Genomic DNA, 16,721 nt, shown 5'->3' on the forward strand with positions numbered 1-16,721 from the left:
AAACTAAAGATAAACAAAATAGCCCTTAATGCTAGGGTATCTTTGAGGTTTCGTAATTCTAATGTTTTTAATTGTGAATTGCGGTAGTCGCTGTTGGGAACATTCGTTCTACAAATAATGAATAGGCCAGATCAGAAGGATGTAAACCATCTGAAGCCACTAAACTTTTATTAGCCAAACCCTGTCTAGTACTATCAGTGATGAAAATAAAAGAAATGGAATTTGCTTCACAATAATTTTGCGCATACTCATTGTAGCGGTCAATCTGTGATGAAATAGCAGCGGGGTTACTTGATGCTTGCCCAAAAGGAGTAAAAGCATAATCTGGTATCGAGACCACAATTACGTTGGATTTATCACCTTTTGCAAAAGCAATAGCTTTGTTAACAAGTTCAGGGAATTCTTTTTCATATAAAGAAAAAGGCTTGTTTTGATATTGGTTGTTTACACCAATAAGTAAAGTGACTAAATCGTAATTGGAAGATGGATTTTGAGCGCCAATAGCCGAAAGCAAGTTGGTTGTAGTCCAGCCTGTTTGAGCAATAATTTTGTGCGAATACGTATTTTTAGGATTTAGATTCACTAGTTTTTTTGATAGTTGCGCTGGAAAACAACATGTTTCACAAACACTTTCTCCTATGGTGTAACTATCTCCAAGAGCGAGATAAGTGTAGGCCTTACCTTGTATCGGCGGCGCGGTTTGTATTGTTTGAGAAACATCATTTTCTACACTACAGCTTACAATGATAAGCAACAAAAATAACGCAACTAGTACTTGAAAATTTTTTTTCATTATTTTGAAATTAATGGGAATTCGTTTCCAAATAATAGTTACGTATATAAGAAACTATTGGTTTTACGCCAGTTCTACTTTTAGAATAAGGGATTCTTCTATGGCATCCCACAATCCAATTCTTTTTTCTAAAGCCATTTTCGATACTTCTTCAACATCAGACCATTTTTGAGCATCAGATTCGCAAAGTTCCGTGATCATTTTCATGGCCATAGGTCCGTGATCATCAGCATCTAACTCGATATGTCTTTCAAAATAGTATATCAATTTGCTTAAATCAGTATCAGGGAAATTAGCCTGAAAATTTTTCAAAATAGCAGTAAACATACTCGGAATCAAATCTTCTCGTCCAAAAGTGAATGCTGCAGCAATTTCATGTGATTTTCCTTCCTCAATAACTCGGAAAGTAAAATCTAAAAAGGATTTAATATTGGGGTGTAAATTGCTTTTTTTGATCGCTACAAAAATATTTTTCAGTGAATTTACTTCTGTTAAAAAATGTTCAATTCCATTCGTGCTTGCTCCGCATGCTTTCATCGCTTCGATGTACATTTCATAATGACTAGAACGTTGGCCATCGATTGTCAAATCAGACTCTTCAGCAACCACAATCTCATTGATCAAATATCTAGTTTGTGGATTGGTTGTAGCGAACCACGGAGTTGTCGTACACGTTAATTTAGATTGTAAGGCTTTCAATAAAGACATAAAATCCCAAACGGCATAAACGTGATTTTCAAGAAAACAATGTAAATCCTCAATCGATTTAACTTTGTTGTACAAAGAATGTTGTAACAATAGTTCTTTTTGTGGCTGAATACTATTGTTTATTGTGTCAATATTCATAGGTGGTATTTTTTAACAAATGTAAAAAAGCTCCTTGTTTCCAAGAAGCTTTTGTAATCAATTTTACTAATTCTTTTATAACTGTTTAGTATTAAAAGAATATAAACTCTCGTATGTTAAGTTACGAATTTTCTATAATTCTGGTTTTTTTTAAAACAAAAATGATTTAATATATTTGATACTATTTAAATGCAGGAATTCCGGTAATATCCATTCCTGTAATCAATAAATGAATATCGTGCGTACCTTCATACGTAATTACAGATTCTAAGTTCATCATATGTCTCATTATAGAATATTCACCTGTAATTCCCATTCCGCCTAACATTTGTCGGGCTTCACGAGCAATATTGATGGCCATATCTACATTGTTTCTTTTAGCCATAGAGATTTGAGCGGTTGTAGCGCGTCCTTCATTTCGTAGAACACCAAGTCTCCAAGTTAGCAATTGTGCTTTGGTGATTTCCGTAATCATTTCGGCCAATTTCTTTTGTTGTAATTGTGTTCCTGCGATTGGTTTGTCAAATTGAATTCTTTCTTTAGCGTAACGCAAAGCGGTATCGTAGCAATCCATAGCTGCACCAATAGCGCCCCAAGCAATTCCGTAACGTGCAGAGTCAAGGCAGCCTAGTGGTGCACCTAAACCAGATTTATTGGGTAAAAGGTTTTCTTTTGGAACCTTTACGTTGTCAAAAATTAATTCTCCAGTTGATGATGCACGAAGGGACCATTTATTATGAGTTTCGGGAGTAGTAAAACCTTCCATGCCGCGTTCTACGATTAAACCGTGAATTCGTCCTTCTTCATTTTTTGCCCAAACAATAGCGATATCTGCAAAGGGCGCATTTGAAATCCACATTTTGGCACCATTCAATAAATAATGGTCGCCCATATCTTTAAAGTTTGTAATCATACTTCCTGGATCAGAACCGTAATTAGGTTCTGTTAAACCAAAACAACCCATGTATTCACCAGTAGCCAACTTTGGTAAATATTTCATGCGTTGTTCTTCGTTTCCGTATTTCCAAATAGGATACATAACTAACGATGATTGAACAGATGATGTAGAACGAACACCAGAATCTCCGCGTTCAATTTCTTGCATGATTAAGCCGTATGATATTTGATCTAAACCAGCACCGCCATACTCTTCCGGTATATAAGGACCAAAACCACCAATTTCTCCCAAACCTTTTATAATTTGTTTCGGGAATTCAGCCTTTTGAGCGTATTCTTCTATAATAGGAGATACTTCACGTTTTACCCAAGCACGTGCAGAATCGCGCACTAGTTTGTGTTCTTCGTTTAGTAAATCATCTAAGTTATAATAATCTGGAGATTGGAATAAGTCTGGTTTCATGGTTTTATGAATTTTATAGAGCACAAATTTACATAAAGAAATATAACAAAAGCATTAACAATTGTTATATTTTTTAAAAACTGGTTGTTTTGTACAATTAATTTCTAATGTACGACTAAAGTTTAAATTAAACGGACAACTACGAAAATTTAGGTTTTGTTTAAAAGAAGTTTTACATCTTCAAATAAAAATCCCTAGTCAACGTAATGTACAGTGGGGTATATTGATGTCTTGAAGTTTCAATAATTAGTTCGTCAACTGGAAAATTAGGAGTTTCACTTCGGCTAAAAGCCAATAAACTACGTTTGATCTCTGAATTTGGTGTTCCTTTTACGTGAGTAATTTTTAAAAGGTATAGTTCATACTCTTTGGCTATAGCCAAGAAATGAGCTTCTTCCTTATATGGAATGATTACGGAGAATATTCCGTTTTCAGACAGTAATAAATCTGCGGCCTCAATTAATTCTTCAAAAGGCATAGCGTCAGCAAAACGGGCTAGATCGCGCTGTTCGTTATCAGTTTTATAATCTTCAGTATAAAATGGAGGATTGGAAACAATTAAATCGTACTCGTCTTCAGGCTCTTCTATAAATTCGTCTAAGCCAGCATGAAAACAAAACAAGCGATCGCTCCAAGGAGAATTTTCAAAATTATCTACAGCTTGCTCGTAGGCGTCTTCGTCAATTTCTAAAGCGTCAATTTGTTCTGCGTTGCTTCGTTGTGCCAACATCAGTCCAATTATACCTGTTCCAGTTCCAATGTCTAAAATACTAAATGGATTGTTATCAATTGGCGTCCAAGCACCCAATAAAACGCCATCAGTACCAATTTTCATGGCGCAGCGATCTTGTTCAACAGAAAATTGTTTAAATTGGAATTTAGACATGAAGACAAAAAAATTAAACCATTAAGAAATTAAGGGAATTAAGAAAAAAACGTAATGAACCTTAATTTCTTAATGGTTCAAAAAATAAACTAAAGGTACATTTCAATTAACCCTTCTGGTAAATCCACGATGACTTTTTTGTTTTCACGATCAATTTTAACCAAGAAATGGTCAATCATAGGGATAAGAATTTCTACATCACCGTTTAAAACTTCAAATAGAGGCTGAGCTGTAGTGTCATTTATGGATTCAATTTTTCCAACAACGCCTAGTCTTTTGTCTTCGACCTCAAAACCTATTACTTCGTGGAAATAGAATTTATTGCCGGTAAGTTTTGGCAACATATTTAATGGAAGATATAAGTCGTTTCCAATAACCGCATCGGCATCTTCTTCGGTATTCATATCTTCAAAACGAATTCTAAGGAAATCGTTTTTGTGCAGCGAACTGCTTTCAATAAAAAATGGAACCAAGTGTTTGTTGCATTCAACAAACACTGATTCCAAGTTTTCGTATAACTCAGGTTCGTCCGTGTCTAAATATGCAAGAACTTCCCCTTTGAAACTAAATTTTTTAGCGATTTTACCTAAGTAGAAACAATCTTCTTTACGCATTGTCGCCTTCTAAATTATGCTTCAGTTGTTTCGTTATTTTCTTCTGCAGCAGGAGCTTCTTCAGCTTCAACTTCAGCAACTTCCTCTTCAACAGCAGGAGTTGCAGCAGCGATAGCATCAGCCTCAGCTTGTGCGGCAGCAGCTAAACGTTTAGCATTAACTTCTTGCTCTGCTTTGAAAGCTTTAGCTTTTTCAGCAACTTGTGCTTTAGTCAAACCTTCTTTCTTAGCATCAACTTTTCCAGCTTTAGCTTCTAACCAAGCAGCTAATTTTGCATCCGCTTGTTCTTGTGTCAAAGCACCTTTACGAATACCTCCATCAAGGTGGTGTTTCAATAAAGCTCCTTTGTAAGAAAGAATAGCTTTAGCAGTATCAGTTGGTTGTGCACCATTGTGCAACCATTTTACTGCACTTTCAAGGTTTAACTCGATAGTTGCTGGGTTTGTGTTTGGATTGTAAGTACCGATTTTTTCTAAGTATTTACCATCTCTTTTTGAGCGAGCATCTGCTGCTACAACCCAGTAAAAAGGTTTTTGTTTTTTACCGTGTCTTTGTAATCTAATTTTTACTGACATAATCTTGTGATTAAATTTTGAGGTACTCGACCTCGATTAATTAAGGGTGCAAAGATACATTTTTTATCGATAAATGCTAACTGCTGTACTATTTTAATGAAGTTTAGGGTATTAACCAAAGCGATAGTTTTGTTTTTTGTAGCAATTGTCTTTTATTTTAGGTCTAATGTCCTATTTTTGTTCCTCACAAAAGTGATTTATTATGAAAAAATATTTTTTGATAACCCTTGTTTTTTTTGGTTTGCTTTCCTGTGAGGACGACGTTCGTTTCAACAATCCTTCTTTTCAGGGTTTAAAAGACAATGTGTTTTGGAGAGGTGTGCGATCAAAAGCTACTATTGCTTCAGATGGATCCTTATTAATAGAATCCCTTATTGTAAACGAAACGATTTCTTTGAAAACTGCTGCTGCTGAGCCTCAAACTTATTTTCTTGGAACAAGTGAGGCAAGTAAAGCAATTTGTACCGTTACTGGTCCGGCTACTGGAATAGTAACATATACAACAGGTTTTGGTGTTGGTCAAGGCCAAATTATAATCACAGAATACGACGCTATCAATAAGACTATTACTGGGACTTTTAAGTTTAGTGCTGAAAACACCAATAGAAGTTCTCAAGCGAATGCAACTGTCAATTTTCAGCAAGGTGTTTTTTATAAAATTCCAGTGCAAAAACCTTTGGTTCCCTAATTTTTTTACTGTTATCTTATAAATACTAATCATTATATAGTTTCACTATTACAACTCTTATTTTTTTAAAAGTGAAATAAAACATAAATTAGCTAATATATAGTGGATTAGAGAAAAATAGCATTACATTTGTTGTATTATTTAAATAAGTACATATGAATATTTTTGTTGGAAGCCTTCCATTCAGTATTGAGGAAGCAGATTTAAGAGAGTCTTTCGAGGCTTACGGAGCAGTAGATTCAGTTAAAATTATCTCAGATAAATTTACAGGAAGAAGTAAAGGTTTTGGTTTTGTTGAGATGCCAAACGATGACGAAGCTCAAAAAGCAATTGACGAATTGAACGGAGCTACTGTTCAAGGACGTGCAATAGTAGTAAACAAATCTGAGCCTAAACCAGAAGGTGAAAGAAGAAGTTTTAACAATAACAGTCGTGGTGGAGATTCACGCGGTGGTTATGGTGGTGGAAACAGCCGTGGTGGAGACAACCGTGGTGGTGGAAACAGAGGAGGATATTAATATTTTTTTCTAGCTATAAAAAAAGGTGTCAATGAAAATTGACACCTTTTTTGTTTGGATACGGTAGAGGCGCACTGCAGTGCGTCTCTACAAAAAAACAATTTGTTTTACAAATTAGCAACCAACCAGTCGCCAACCTCACTCGTTTTATAAGCCTTAGAATTCTTAGCAGCTAAATCTTCAGTTACAATTCCTTGTTCTAAGGATTTGTTAACTACTGATCGAATGGAATTTGCTTCGTCTTTTAATCCAAAAGCATCTTCAAACATCATCGCTGCGGATAATACTGTCGCTAATGGATTTGCAATATTTAAACCAGTAGCTTGTGGATATGAACCGTGGATAGGTTCGTACAACGAAGTATGTTCTCCAACAGATGCAGAAGGCATTAATCCCATGGAACCAGAAATAACTGAAGCTTCATCGGTTAAAATATCGCCAAATAAATTCTCCGTTATTAAAACATCATATGAGTTCGGCCACTGCACTAATCGCATCGCAACGGCATCAACAAATTCATAACTTACCGTAACTTCTGGATACTCTTTTTCCATTGCTTGTACTGTTTCTCGCCACAGGCGCGAGGTTTCTAGAACGTTAGCTTTATCAACGCAGCATAGTTTTTTAGTACGAGTCATTGCTAGCTCGAATCCTTTTTTAGCTAAACGTTTAACTTCAGATTTGGTGTAAGTACAGGTATCAAAAGCTGTTTCGCCATTGTCTTTCCTTCCTTTTTCTCCAAAGTATATTCCGCCTGTCAGTTCTCGTAAAAAAATTAAATCCGTTCCTTCGATACGTTCTCTTTTTAAAGGAGAATGGTCAATTAAAGACGGGAATGTAAAAGTGGGACGTACATTAGCAAACAAGCCCAACTTTTTACGCATCAATAACAATCCTTGTTCAGGCCGTATTGGAGCGGTTGGGTCATTATCGTATTTGGGATGTCCCACAGCGCCAAACAAAACAGCATCTGCAGCTAAGCAGATTTCGTGGGTTGCATCAGGATAAGGAACGCCTACGGCATCTATGGCGCAAGCACCAGTAAGTGCAGGTGTCCAAGTGATTTCATGGTTGAATTTTTCAGCAATCGCGTCAGAAACTTTCACGGCTTCATTGATTACTTCGGGTCCTATTCCGTCTCCGGCTAAAAGTGCTATTTTTAATTTCATATTAATTGTGTTTTCCTCGCTCCAGCCCCCTGCGAAGGAGGCGGAGACTGGGTGTTGAAGGATTGGATTTGTCGTTTGTGTTGTATTTCTTTAATTTTATTTCAAATTTTCAAGCTCCAATTTCGGCTTGGCTCCCTCCCTTTCGGTTAGTTCTGAAGATTCGGGATTGGAGGGGATTACATTCAGCATTTTTTGTGTTGCAATAATGGCAGCAACGGTTTGATCAGAATCCAAACCACGCGTTTTAAACTCTTTTCCTTCGTTAGTCCATGTTATGATGGTTTCACATAAGGCATCAGAACTACTCCCGGGCGGAATCCGGACAGCATAATCAATCAGCCTTGGTAGTTCTAAATTTTTACTCTTATATATTTTTGCCAAAGCATTCATAAATGCATCAAATTGTCCGTCACCTTGCGCGTGTTCTTCAATGATTTCTCCATCAATTTTTAAAGACAAAGTAGTTGATGGACGCAGTCCTTTGGCATGCGATAAGATATACGATTCTACTACGATTCTTTCTTGGTATGACTGGCTGTCTAAAACATCTGAAATGATATAGGGTAAATCTTCCTTAGTAACCGTCTCTTTTTTATCACCTAATTCAATAATTCGTTGTGTGACAAGTTTAAGATCTTCGGGATTAAGTTGCAAGCCTAGTTCTTGTAAATTTTTTTCAATATTGGCTTTACCTGATGTTTTTCCCAATGCATATTTTCGCCTTCTGCCAAAACGCTCCGGAAGCAAATCATTAAAATACAAATTATTTTTATTATCTCCATCGGCATGAATTCCAGCTGTTTGCGTAAATACATTGTCACCTACAATTGGCTTGTTTGCTGGAATTCGGTAGCCCGTAAACGTCTCGACTAACTTACTTACAGAATACAAGGAAGATTCTTTAATGTTAATTACTACATGTGGTAAAAAATCATTTATTACAGCAACTGTACTTTCTAGAGGTGCGTTTCCTGCTCGCTCTCCCATTCCGTTTACGGTCACGTGGAGCCCATGAATACCTGCTTTTACTGCTTCCATAACATTAGCAATACTTAGATCGTAGTCGTTGTGTGCATGAAAATCAAAATGTGAGTTTGGGTATCGAGTTATGATTTTCGAAATAAATTCAAATGTTTCTGAGGGAATTAAAACGCCCAAAGTATCTGGTAGTAAGATTCTTTTGACGGGTTGTTTGGTTAAAAAGTCTAAATATGCAAACACGTATTCAGGAGAATTGCGCATTCCGTTACTCCAATCTTCTAAATATACATTGGTCTCTATATTATTTGCTGTCGCCAAAGCAATAGTATGTGCTATTTCAGTAAAATGTTGTTCGGGCGTTTTTTTTAACTGATGAGTTAAATGATTCAAAGATCCTTTGGTTAATAAATTTTGAACAATTGCGCCCGTATTTTTCATCCATTCGATAGAAAGTCCATTATCAACAAAAGTCAATACTTCGATTTGGTGGGCGTATCCTTTTTCTTTAGCCCAAGTCATTATCCCTTTTACACCTTGAAATTCACCTTCACTCACACGCGCTGAGGCAATTTCGATTCTATCAACTTGTAATTCTTCCAGTAATAATTGCGCAATGGTTAATTTTTCTGCAGCAGAAAATGACACTCCTGATGTTTGTTCTCCATCGCGAAGTGTGGTGTCCATTATTTCAATTTTTCTTTTTTCCATTATATATGTACTGCTAAAAGCGGCTGTGATTCTCATAATTAGAAGCTTTGCTTTTTTATTTTCTAAAAATTTAAAAGCAGCAATCTAGCTTGACAACAGTAGCAAGCGTAATATTGATAAATTATACTTGTATGTTTTTAGTAAGGAAAGGCATTGGCAAATTCAACAATTTCCTTTTTTATGTTTTGCAAATAGTCAATATCATCAAAACCATTCAATATGTTATTTTTTTTGTAACCATTAATATCAAAAGACTCTTTAGTGCCAGTTGCTAGTAAAGTGATCGTTTGTTCAGGTAAATTAATCTCCAATTCTGTTTTGGGATCTGCTTCGATAGCTTTGAAAATAGTTTCAGCAAATTCAGGGCTTACTTGCACCGGTAAAATGCCAATATTTAAACAGTTCCCTTTAAAAATATCTGCAAAAAAGCTAGAAATTACGGCACGAAAACCGTAATCATAAACTGCCCAAGCGGCGTGCTCACGGGAGGAACCAGAACCAAAGTTTTTTCCACCCACTAGAATCTTACCAGAGTAAGTGGTGTCATTCAAGACAAAATCTGCTTTTGGCGTATCATCTGAATTGTATCGCCAGTCTCTAAAAAGGTTGTCGCCAAAGCCCTTGCGTTCTGTTGCTTTCAGGAAGCGAGCTGGGATAATTTGATCGGTATCTACGTTTTCTATAGGTAGCGGTACCGCATTGCTTGTTAGGATATTAAATGTATCGTATGCCATTTTTATTTTTTATTAGCCCCCCAACCCCCGAAGGGGGAGTTGTTGGAGGCGAAAGTTGTTTTTTTAATTGTACTATTTATTATGTTGGGAATTCCCCCTTCGGGGATTAGGGGGCTTACATCAACTCTCTTGGATCTGTTAAAACTCCTGTGACCGCTGCTGCTGCTGCCATAATTGGACTAGCAAGTAAGGTTCTGGAACCGGGACCTTGACGTCCTTCAAAATTTCGGTTGGAAGTACTTACTGCATATTTTCCTGGAGGAACTTTATCGTCATTCATAGCTAAACAAGCGGAACACCCGGGTTGGCGCAATACAAATCCAGATTTGGTTAGGATGTCTAATAATCCTTCTTCTTTAATTTGTGCTTCCACAACATGAGATCCAGGTACCAGCCAAGCGGTTACATTATCTGCTTTTTGTCTTCCTTTTACAATTTCTGTAAAAGCTCTAAAATCTTCAATTCTACCATTGGTACAACTTCCTAAGAAAACAAAATCGATAGGTTTGCCAATCATCACATCGTTTTCTTCAAAACCCATATACGCTAAAGATTTTTTATACGTTTCGGCTCCACCTTGTTTTTGACTAGCGGTCGGAATAGTTGCAGAAATACCAATTCCCATTCCTGGATTTGTACCATACGTTATCATAGGTTCAATGTCTGCAGCATTTATAGTTACTTCAGAATCAAAAACAGCGTCCATATCGGTTTTTAATGTTTTCCAATATGCAACTGCTTTGGTCCAAGCTTCACCTTTCGGCGCATACAAACGTCCTTCTAGGAAATCAAAAGTTTTTTGGTCTGGAGCAATCATACCACCACGAGCCCCCATTTCGATACTCAAGTTGCAAACCGTCATGCGACCTTCCATAGACATGTCTTCGAAAACATCTCCTGCATATTCGACAAAATAACCGGTACCGCCTGAAGTTGTTAATTGAGAGATTATATAAAGCGCCACATCTTTAGGGCCAACACCTTTGCTCAATTTACCATTTACGTTAATGCGCATTTTTTTTGGTTTGGATTGCATGATGCATTGGGTTGCTAAAACCATTTCGACTTCAGAAGTCCCGATGCCAAAGGCAATAGCACCAAAAGCACCGTGAGTTGAGGTATGCGAATCGCCACAAACGATGGTAGCTCCTGGCAAGGTGATTCCGTTTTCAGGTCCTACCACGTGTACAATTCCATTTTGTGCATGTCCTAAACCCCAGTGTGAGATACCATATTCAGCAGCATTATCTTCAAGTGCTTTTAATTGATTCGCTGATAAAGCATCTTGAACCGGTAAATGTTGATTTATTGTGGGTGTGTTGTGATCCGCAGTGGCAAAAGTGCGCTCCGGATATAAAACTGAAATTCCTCTTTCTTTTAAACCTAAAAAAGCCACTGGGCTAGTCACTTCATGAATGAAATGGCGGTCAATAAAAAATACATCAGGTCCATCTTCAATTTTACGCACCACGTGTGCATCCCATACTTTATCAAATAGTGTAGAACTCATTTGTACTGTTTTTAATATTTCTTAGTCAAACTGACTGTGATTATAACTAATAAAGCAAATCTAAAAAAAGTATTAAATCTACATTTTTGAGTATTTCATTTTTTACGATGCCCAAAATCTCATCCGGATATTTATTAGTTAAATTTTGTCTTTTAGACTTCTTTTTTAGTACTGTGTTTTTTATTTTTATAAAATGTATCGACAGTTTTTTTATTTTTTGATAATTAAGAAATAGTTAGTATTCAGGTCTTAAAAGCCGTTATGATTGTGAATGTTTAATTAAATGGGATTAAAAGTGATTTTTTTTAATTTTAAATTCATTTTTTGACTTTTGTTTAAACTGTTTTTAAACTTGATTTTAGTAATAAGTCAACTTTTTTTTAATTGTATTTCAGTATTTTTTTCGATGAAATACTACGACATCCAAAAATTAATATGTAGTCATCTTATCTTTATAACAAAGTACGATTGAGGTGATTTGTTCCAATTGATTGTAGTTTTAGTAGGAGAATATTTTTGTAAAATAAATTTGTTTTTTGTTGATAACTTAGGTTCAGTTCTACTCAAAAAAAACTAAATTTGAAATTCATTTTTTGCGATTTTTTAAAATCTCAAACACTTCAAATCCAGATATGTACTTAATATTCGATACCGAAACTACAGGATTACCAAAGCGCTGGGGCGCACCCATTTCTGACACAGATAACTGGCCACGATGTATACAAATCGCATGGCAGTTGCACGACGATATGGGAAAAGTCATCGAGCATCAAGATTATTTGGTGAAGCCCGAAGGTTTTAATATTCCTTATGACGCGGAACGCATTCACGGTATTTCTACAGAATTGGCTGAGGCCGATGGAATTTCGTTGGCGGAAGTTTTAGAAAAATTCAATATCGCATTAGGCAAAGCCAAATTTATTGTGGGTCAGAATTTAGGTTTTGATATCAATATTATGGGTTGCGAATTTTACAGAATGGGAGTAGAAAGCCAAATGAGCTCGATGCCTATTCTGGATACGTGTACTGAAGTTACCGCTTCCTTATTGAAATTGCCAGGTGGTCGTGGTGGTAAATTTAAACTGCCTACGTTAACGGAACTGCACTCGTATCTTTTCAATAAACCTTTCGGTGAAGCGCACAATGCGACTGCCGATGTCGAGGCAACTACGCGTTGTTTCTTGGAGTTAATACGTCGCGAAATTTTCACCAAGGAAGAACTCGATGTTCCAGCTAGTTATTTTAAAGATTTTCAAAATAAGAACCCAAGTGAGATTAAACTCATTGGATTAAAACATATCAATCTCAAGGAAGCTTCGGATAAAATTCGTCAGCAGTTTGGAGAAAAACAAGCGCCAGCCGTTTCCAGAGCAGAACTTTCTAAGAATAAAAAGGGGCTTATTGATACTCCTTTCGTGCATTTGCACAATCACACGCAGTTTTCCGTTTTGCAGTCTACCATTAGTATTGCGGCATTGGTAAAAGCGGCAGCACAGCAAAAAATGCCTGCGGTTGCCATGACGGATCATGCCAATTTGATGGGTGCTTTTCATTTTGTCCGCGATATTTTATATCATAATAAGGCGGCTGAAGCCAAAAATAAAGCGGCTGTTGAAAATGGTGAAGAACCTACCGAAGTTCCGATGAAACCAATTGTAGGTTGCGAATTTTTTGTGTGTGAAGACCATAAAAACAAATCGGTTAAGGACAACGGATATCAAATAGTACTTTTGGCGAAGACCAAAAAAGGCTATCATAATTTGGCTAAAATGTCTTCGATTGCGTATACGGAAGGATTTTATTATGTACCTAGAATCGACAGGAAAGTCATTCAGGAATTTAAAGAAGATATTATTGTTTTGTCTGGAAACTTGTATGGCGAAATTCCAAATAAGATCCTCAACATTGGTGAAAACCAAGCTGAAGAAGCCTTGATCTGGTGGAAAAACGAGTTCAAAGACGATTTCTATATTGAGGTTATGCGTCACAATCAAGAAGATGAAAATAGGGTGAATGCGTCTTTGATTTCATTGGCAAGGAAACATGATGTCAAAATTATTGCGACAAACAATACCTTTTATATAGACAAAGAAAATTCGAATGCTCACGATATTTTACTGTGTGTGCGTGATGGCGAAAAGCAAACTACGCCTATTGGTCGTGGTCGCGGCTATCGTTACGGACTGCCCAATCAGGAATACTATTTCAAGTCTGGGGACGAAATGAAACAGCTTTTTGCAAATTTACCTGAGGCGATTTCGAATATTTCGGAGATTGTGGATAAGATTGAAATTTTCGATTTGGCTCGAGAAGTGTTACTTCCAAAATTTGAAATCCCGGTTGAATTTAATAATCCTGAAGACGCAGTCGATGGCGGAGTACGAGGTGAAAATGCGTATTTGAGGCATCTTACTTTTGAGGGTGCTAAAAAGCGGTATCCAGTAATTACTGAAGAAATTCAGGAACGATTGGATTTTGAATTATTGACCATTTCTAATTCTGGTTATCCTGGATATTTCTTGATTGTACAGGATTTAATTGCCGAAGCCAGAAGTATGGGCGTTTCGGTAGGTCCAGGCCGTGGTTCTGCGGCTGGATCGGTGGTGGCGTATTGTTTGAAAATTACGAATATCGATCCGCTAATGTACAACCTGCTTTTTGAGCGTTTCCTGAATCCAGATCGTGTGTCACTACCCGATATTGATATCGATTTTGATGACGAAGGCCGTAGTAGTGTAATGGATTATGTTATTCGAAAATATGGGTCGAAACAAGTAGCGCAAATTATCACCTATGGTAAAATGGCCACCAAATCGGCTATTCGTGATACGGCTCGTGTACTTGATTTACCATTATTCGAAGCCGATAAAATTGCCAAATTAATTCCGGGCATGATGCCTTCTAAGTGGAATTTGGCACGTTTTTTAAATGAAAAAGAAGACATTATAAAAAAAGCTGTTCGGCCCGAGGAATACGATAAAATTAAAGAATTAATAGGTCTTGCCAATGAAGATGATTTGGGTGGAGAAACCATTCAGCAAGCTAAAGTTTTAGAAGGGAACTTAAGAAATACTGGGATTCACGCTTGTGGAGTAATTATTACGCCAAGTGATATTACCAATTTTGTTCCTGTGGCTACAGCCAAAGATTCGGATTTGTATGTAACTCAATTTGACAATTCCGTCGTGGAAAGTGCTGGTTTATTGAAGATGGACTTCTTGGGTTTAAAAACCCTGACGCTGATAAAAGACACAGTCAAACTGGTAAAATACAGAACGGGAATTGATCTCGATCCAGATGCATTTCCAATTGATGATGTTAAGACGTATGAACTTTTTCAACGGGGAGAAACGGTAGGGATTTTTCAGTATGAAAGTCCAGGAATGCAAAAGTATATGAAGGAATTGAAACCAACGGTTTTTCCCGATTTGATTGCCATGAATGCCTTGTATCGTCCGGGACCTATTGCTTATATACCGAGTTTCGTAAAGCGAAAAAACGGTGAAGAAGAGATTATTTACGACCTTGAAGCTTGTGAAGAATTATTAAAAGATACCTACGGAATCACCGTTTACCAAGAACAAGTAATGCTTTTGTCCCAAAAACTGGCAGATTTCTCTAAGGGTGATGCTGACGTTTTGCGTAAAGCGATGGGAAAAAAACAGAAAGATGTTTTAGATAAAATGAAACCGAAATTTATCAGTCAGGCTGCCGCCAAAGGACATGCGGAAGATAAACTTGAAAAAATTTGGAAAGACTGGGAAGCTTTTGCGGAATATGCGTTTAATAAATCGCACTCGACATGCTATGCTTGGATTGCCTATCAAACAGCTTATTTAAAAGCGAACTATCCTGCTGAATATATGGCTGCGGTGCTTTCGAATAATATGAGTGATATCAAGCAGGTTTCCTTTTTTATGGAAGAATGCAAGCGAATGGGGCTACAAGTTTTAGGGCCAGATGTGAATGAATCGTTTTACAAATTCACTGTAAATGATAATTACGCTGTTCGTTTTGGAATGGGTGCTATAAAAGGAGTGGGTTCTGGGGCAGTTGCAACGATTGTTGAAAACAGAAAAGATGGAAAGTACAAATCGATTTTTGATTTAGCTAAGCGAATAGATTTGCGTGCTGCCAACAAAAAAGCGATTGAAAATCTGGCTTTGGCAGGAGGATTTGATTCTTTTTTGGGGACGACACGAGCACAATATTTTCATGATGATGGTGATGGAATTACCTTCTACGAAAAAGCGATTCGGTATGGTGTGAAATTTCAAGAAAATGAGAATTCTGCTCAAGTAAGTTTATTTGGAGATGCTAGTGACGTGCAGATTGCGGAGCCTATTGTGCCACCGTGCGAGGATTGGAGTACGATGGAGAAATTAGCAAAAGAAAAAGAGGTTGTTGGGATTTACATCTCGGGACATCCGCTAGACGATTATAAATTTGAGATGAAATATTTTTGTAACGCGAAGTTAGAAGCGTTGAGAAATATGGATCTTTACTTGAGTAAAAATTTGAGTTTTGGAGGAATTATCAATAATGTGCAGCATCGAATAGCTAAGAATGGCAAGGGCTGGGGCATGTTTACACTCGAAGGGTATGATGAAAGTTACGAGTTTCGAATTTTTGGAGAAGAGTATTTGAAGTTTCGTCATTTTTTTATTCAAAATAATTTTACGTACATGAAAGTGTTGGTAAAAGAAGGTTGGACAGATCGCGATACAGGTAAAAAAGGAGAGCCACGGTTGCAATTTGTTGAGGTCAAACAATTACAGGATGTACTGGAAACTTTTGCTAGAAAACTAGTTGTGCTTTTGAATATTGCCGATTTAGAGGCGGATTTTATTCATAAATTGAGTCATCTTTTTCAAGACAATAAAGGAGATAATACGGTTTCATTTGAAATCATGGAATTAGAAAAAATCAAGCGGATTGTTGAAAATGCAGCAACAAATATAGATAATGACGAAGAAGCCTTTGTAGAAGTAAATGACGATACTGAAATGGAAGGTAACGAGATTTTAGAGACAACAGTATTAGCAAAAGTAGAGGAGGTTGAAGAAATAAAAGTAATAACAAAGCTAACAATGCCGAGTAGAAAATTAAAAATTAAAATTTCGAATGAATTACTAATGGAGCTCGAAAAAATGCAAGTAAATTTTAAGTTGAATTAAATAAGTTCTTTTTCGTCTCTTTTTTCTATTGTAAATCATAGCGATATTTTTTCCTTCTAAATAAATACAGCTTTTTGGATTTTGCAACTTATTGATTATTAAATAATCATTAGTTTTAACATATTTCAGAAGTGATTTAATGAATAATTTTTAGTCTAAATG

The 16,721-nt window shown here is 36.6% G+C and carries 13 protein-coding genes; 3 read left to right on the top strand and 10 right to left on the bottom strand.

Translation table 11 applies throughout. The features are described from left to right. Window positions 1-67: 67 nt before the first annotated feature. The 6 genes from ACNQGB_RS05465 to ACNQGB_RS05490 all read right to left on the bottom strand — a co-directional run bounded on the left by ACNQGB_RS05465 (window position 68) and on the right by ACNQGB_RS05490 (window position 5,074). Entirely contained in the window at window positions 68-793 is a 726-nt protein-coding gene (locus ACNQGB_RS05465; protein WP_417946486.1) for an SGNH/GDSL hydrolase family protein, read from the bottom strand. A gap of 63 nt (window positions 794-856) precedes the next feature. Further along, entirely contained in the window at window positions 857-1,639 is a 783-nt protein-coding gene (locus tag ACNQGB_RS05470) for a DUF3050 domain-containing protein (RefSeq protein ID WP_417946485.1), read from the bottom strand. Between the two features lie 181 nt (window positions 1,640-1,820). After that, a complete protein-coding gene (locus ACNQGB_RS05475; protein ID WP_417946484.1) occupies window positions 1,821-2,999 on the bottom strand; it encodes an acyl-CoA dehydrogenase family protein in 1,179 nt (392 codons plus the stop codon). Between the two features lie 172 nt (window positions 3,000-3,171). Then, window positions 3,172-3,885 (bottom strand): tRNA1(Val) (adenine(37)-N6)-methyltransferase, encoded by a 714-nt coding sequence (locus ACNQGB_RS05480; protein ID WP_417946483.1) that lies wholly within the window; start codon window positions 3,883-3,885, stop codon window positions 3,172-3,174. An 89-nt stretch (window positions 3,886-3,974) separates the two neighbouring features. Beyond that, window positions 3,975-4,499 carry a ribosome maturation factor RimM gene (gene rimM / locus ACNQGB_RS05485; protein WP_417946482.1) on the bottom strand — a complete coding sequence of 175 codons (525 nt, stop codon included), beginning with the start codon at window positions 4,497-4,499 and terminating at the stop codon, window positions 3,975-3,977. A 14-nt stretch (window positions 4,500-4,513) separates the two neighbouring features. Then, the gene (locus ACNQGB_RS05490; RefSeq protein WP_417946481.1) at window positions 4,514-5,074 is read right to left on the bottom strand and encodes a 30S ribosomal protein S16; all 561 of its coding nucleotides are present in this window, start codon (window positions 5,072-5,074) and stop codon (window positions 4,514-4,516) included. Between the two features lie 202 nt (window positions 5,075-5,276). On the opposite strand from ACNQGB_RS05490, the gene ACNQGB_RS05495 reads away from it, so the two are divergent. After that, window positions 5,277-5,762: a DUF6252 domain-containing protein gene (locus tag ACNQGB_RS05495; protein WP_417946479.1), complete on the top strand. Its 486-nt coding sequence runs from the start codon at window positions 5,277-5,279 to the stop codon at window positions 5,760-5,762. A gap of 155 nt (window positions 5,763-5,917) precedes the next feature. Next, window positions 5,918-6,280 (top strand): RNA recognition motif domain-containing protein, encoded by a 363-nt coding sequence (locus tag ACNQGB_RS05500; RefSeq protein WP_309758564.1) that lies wholly within the window; start codon window positions 5,918-5,920, stop codon window positions 6,278-6,280. A 107-nt stretch (window positions 6,281-6,387) separates the two neighbouring features. On the opposite strand, the gene leuB is transcribed toward ACNQGB_RS05500, so the two are convergent. The 4 genes from leuB to leuC all read right to left on the bottom strand — a co-directional run bounded on the left by leuB (window position 6,388) and on the right by leuC (window position 11,382). Continuing rightward, a complete protein-coding gene (gene leuB, locus ACNQGB_RS05505; RefSeq protein WP_417946478.1) occupies window positions 6,388-7,449 on the bottom strand; it encodes a 3-isopropylmalate dehydrogenase in 1,062 nt (353 codons plus the stop codon). 96 nt (window positions 7,450-7,545) lie between these two features. Then, entirely contained in the window at window positions 7,546-9,138 is a 1,593-nt protein-coding gene (locus tag ACNQGB_RS05510; protein ID WP_417946488.1) for an alpha-isopropylmalate synthase regulatory domain-containing protein, read from the bottom strand. A 137-nt stretch (window positions 9,139-9,275) separates the two neighbouring features. Beyond that, window positions 9,276-9,872 carry a 3-isopropylmalate dehydratase small subunit gene (gene leuD / locus ACNQGB_RS05515; RefSeq protein ID WP_417946477.1) on the bottom strand — a complete coding sequence of 199 codons (597 nt, stop codon included), beginning with the start codon at window positions 9,870-9,872 and terminating at the stop codon, window positions 9,276-9,278. A gap of 115 nt (window positions 9,873-9,987) precedes the next feature. Next, on the bottom strand, window positions 9,988-11,382 hold the full coding sequence (gene leuC / locus ACNQGB_RS05520; RefSeq protein WP_417946475.1) for a 3-isopropylmalate dehydratase large subunit: 1,395 nt from the start codon (window positions 11,380-11,382) through the stop codon (window positions 9,988-9,990). Window positions 11,383-12,014: 632 nt separating this feature from the next. Between leuC and dnaE the strand changes: the two genes are divergently transcribed. Next, on the top strand, window positions 12,015-16,559 hold the full coding sequence (gene dnaE / locus ACNQGB_RS05525; RefSeq protein WP_417946473.1) for a DNA polymerase III subunit alpha: 4,545 nt from the start codon (window positions 12,015-12,017) through the stop codon (window positions 16,557-16,559). Window positions 16,560-16,721 lie beyond the last annotated feature (162 nt).

It is taken from the genome of Flavobacterium frigidum (genome assembly GCF_048286795.2).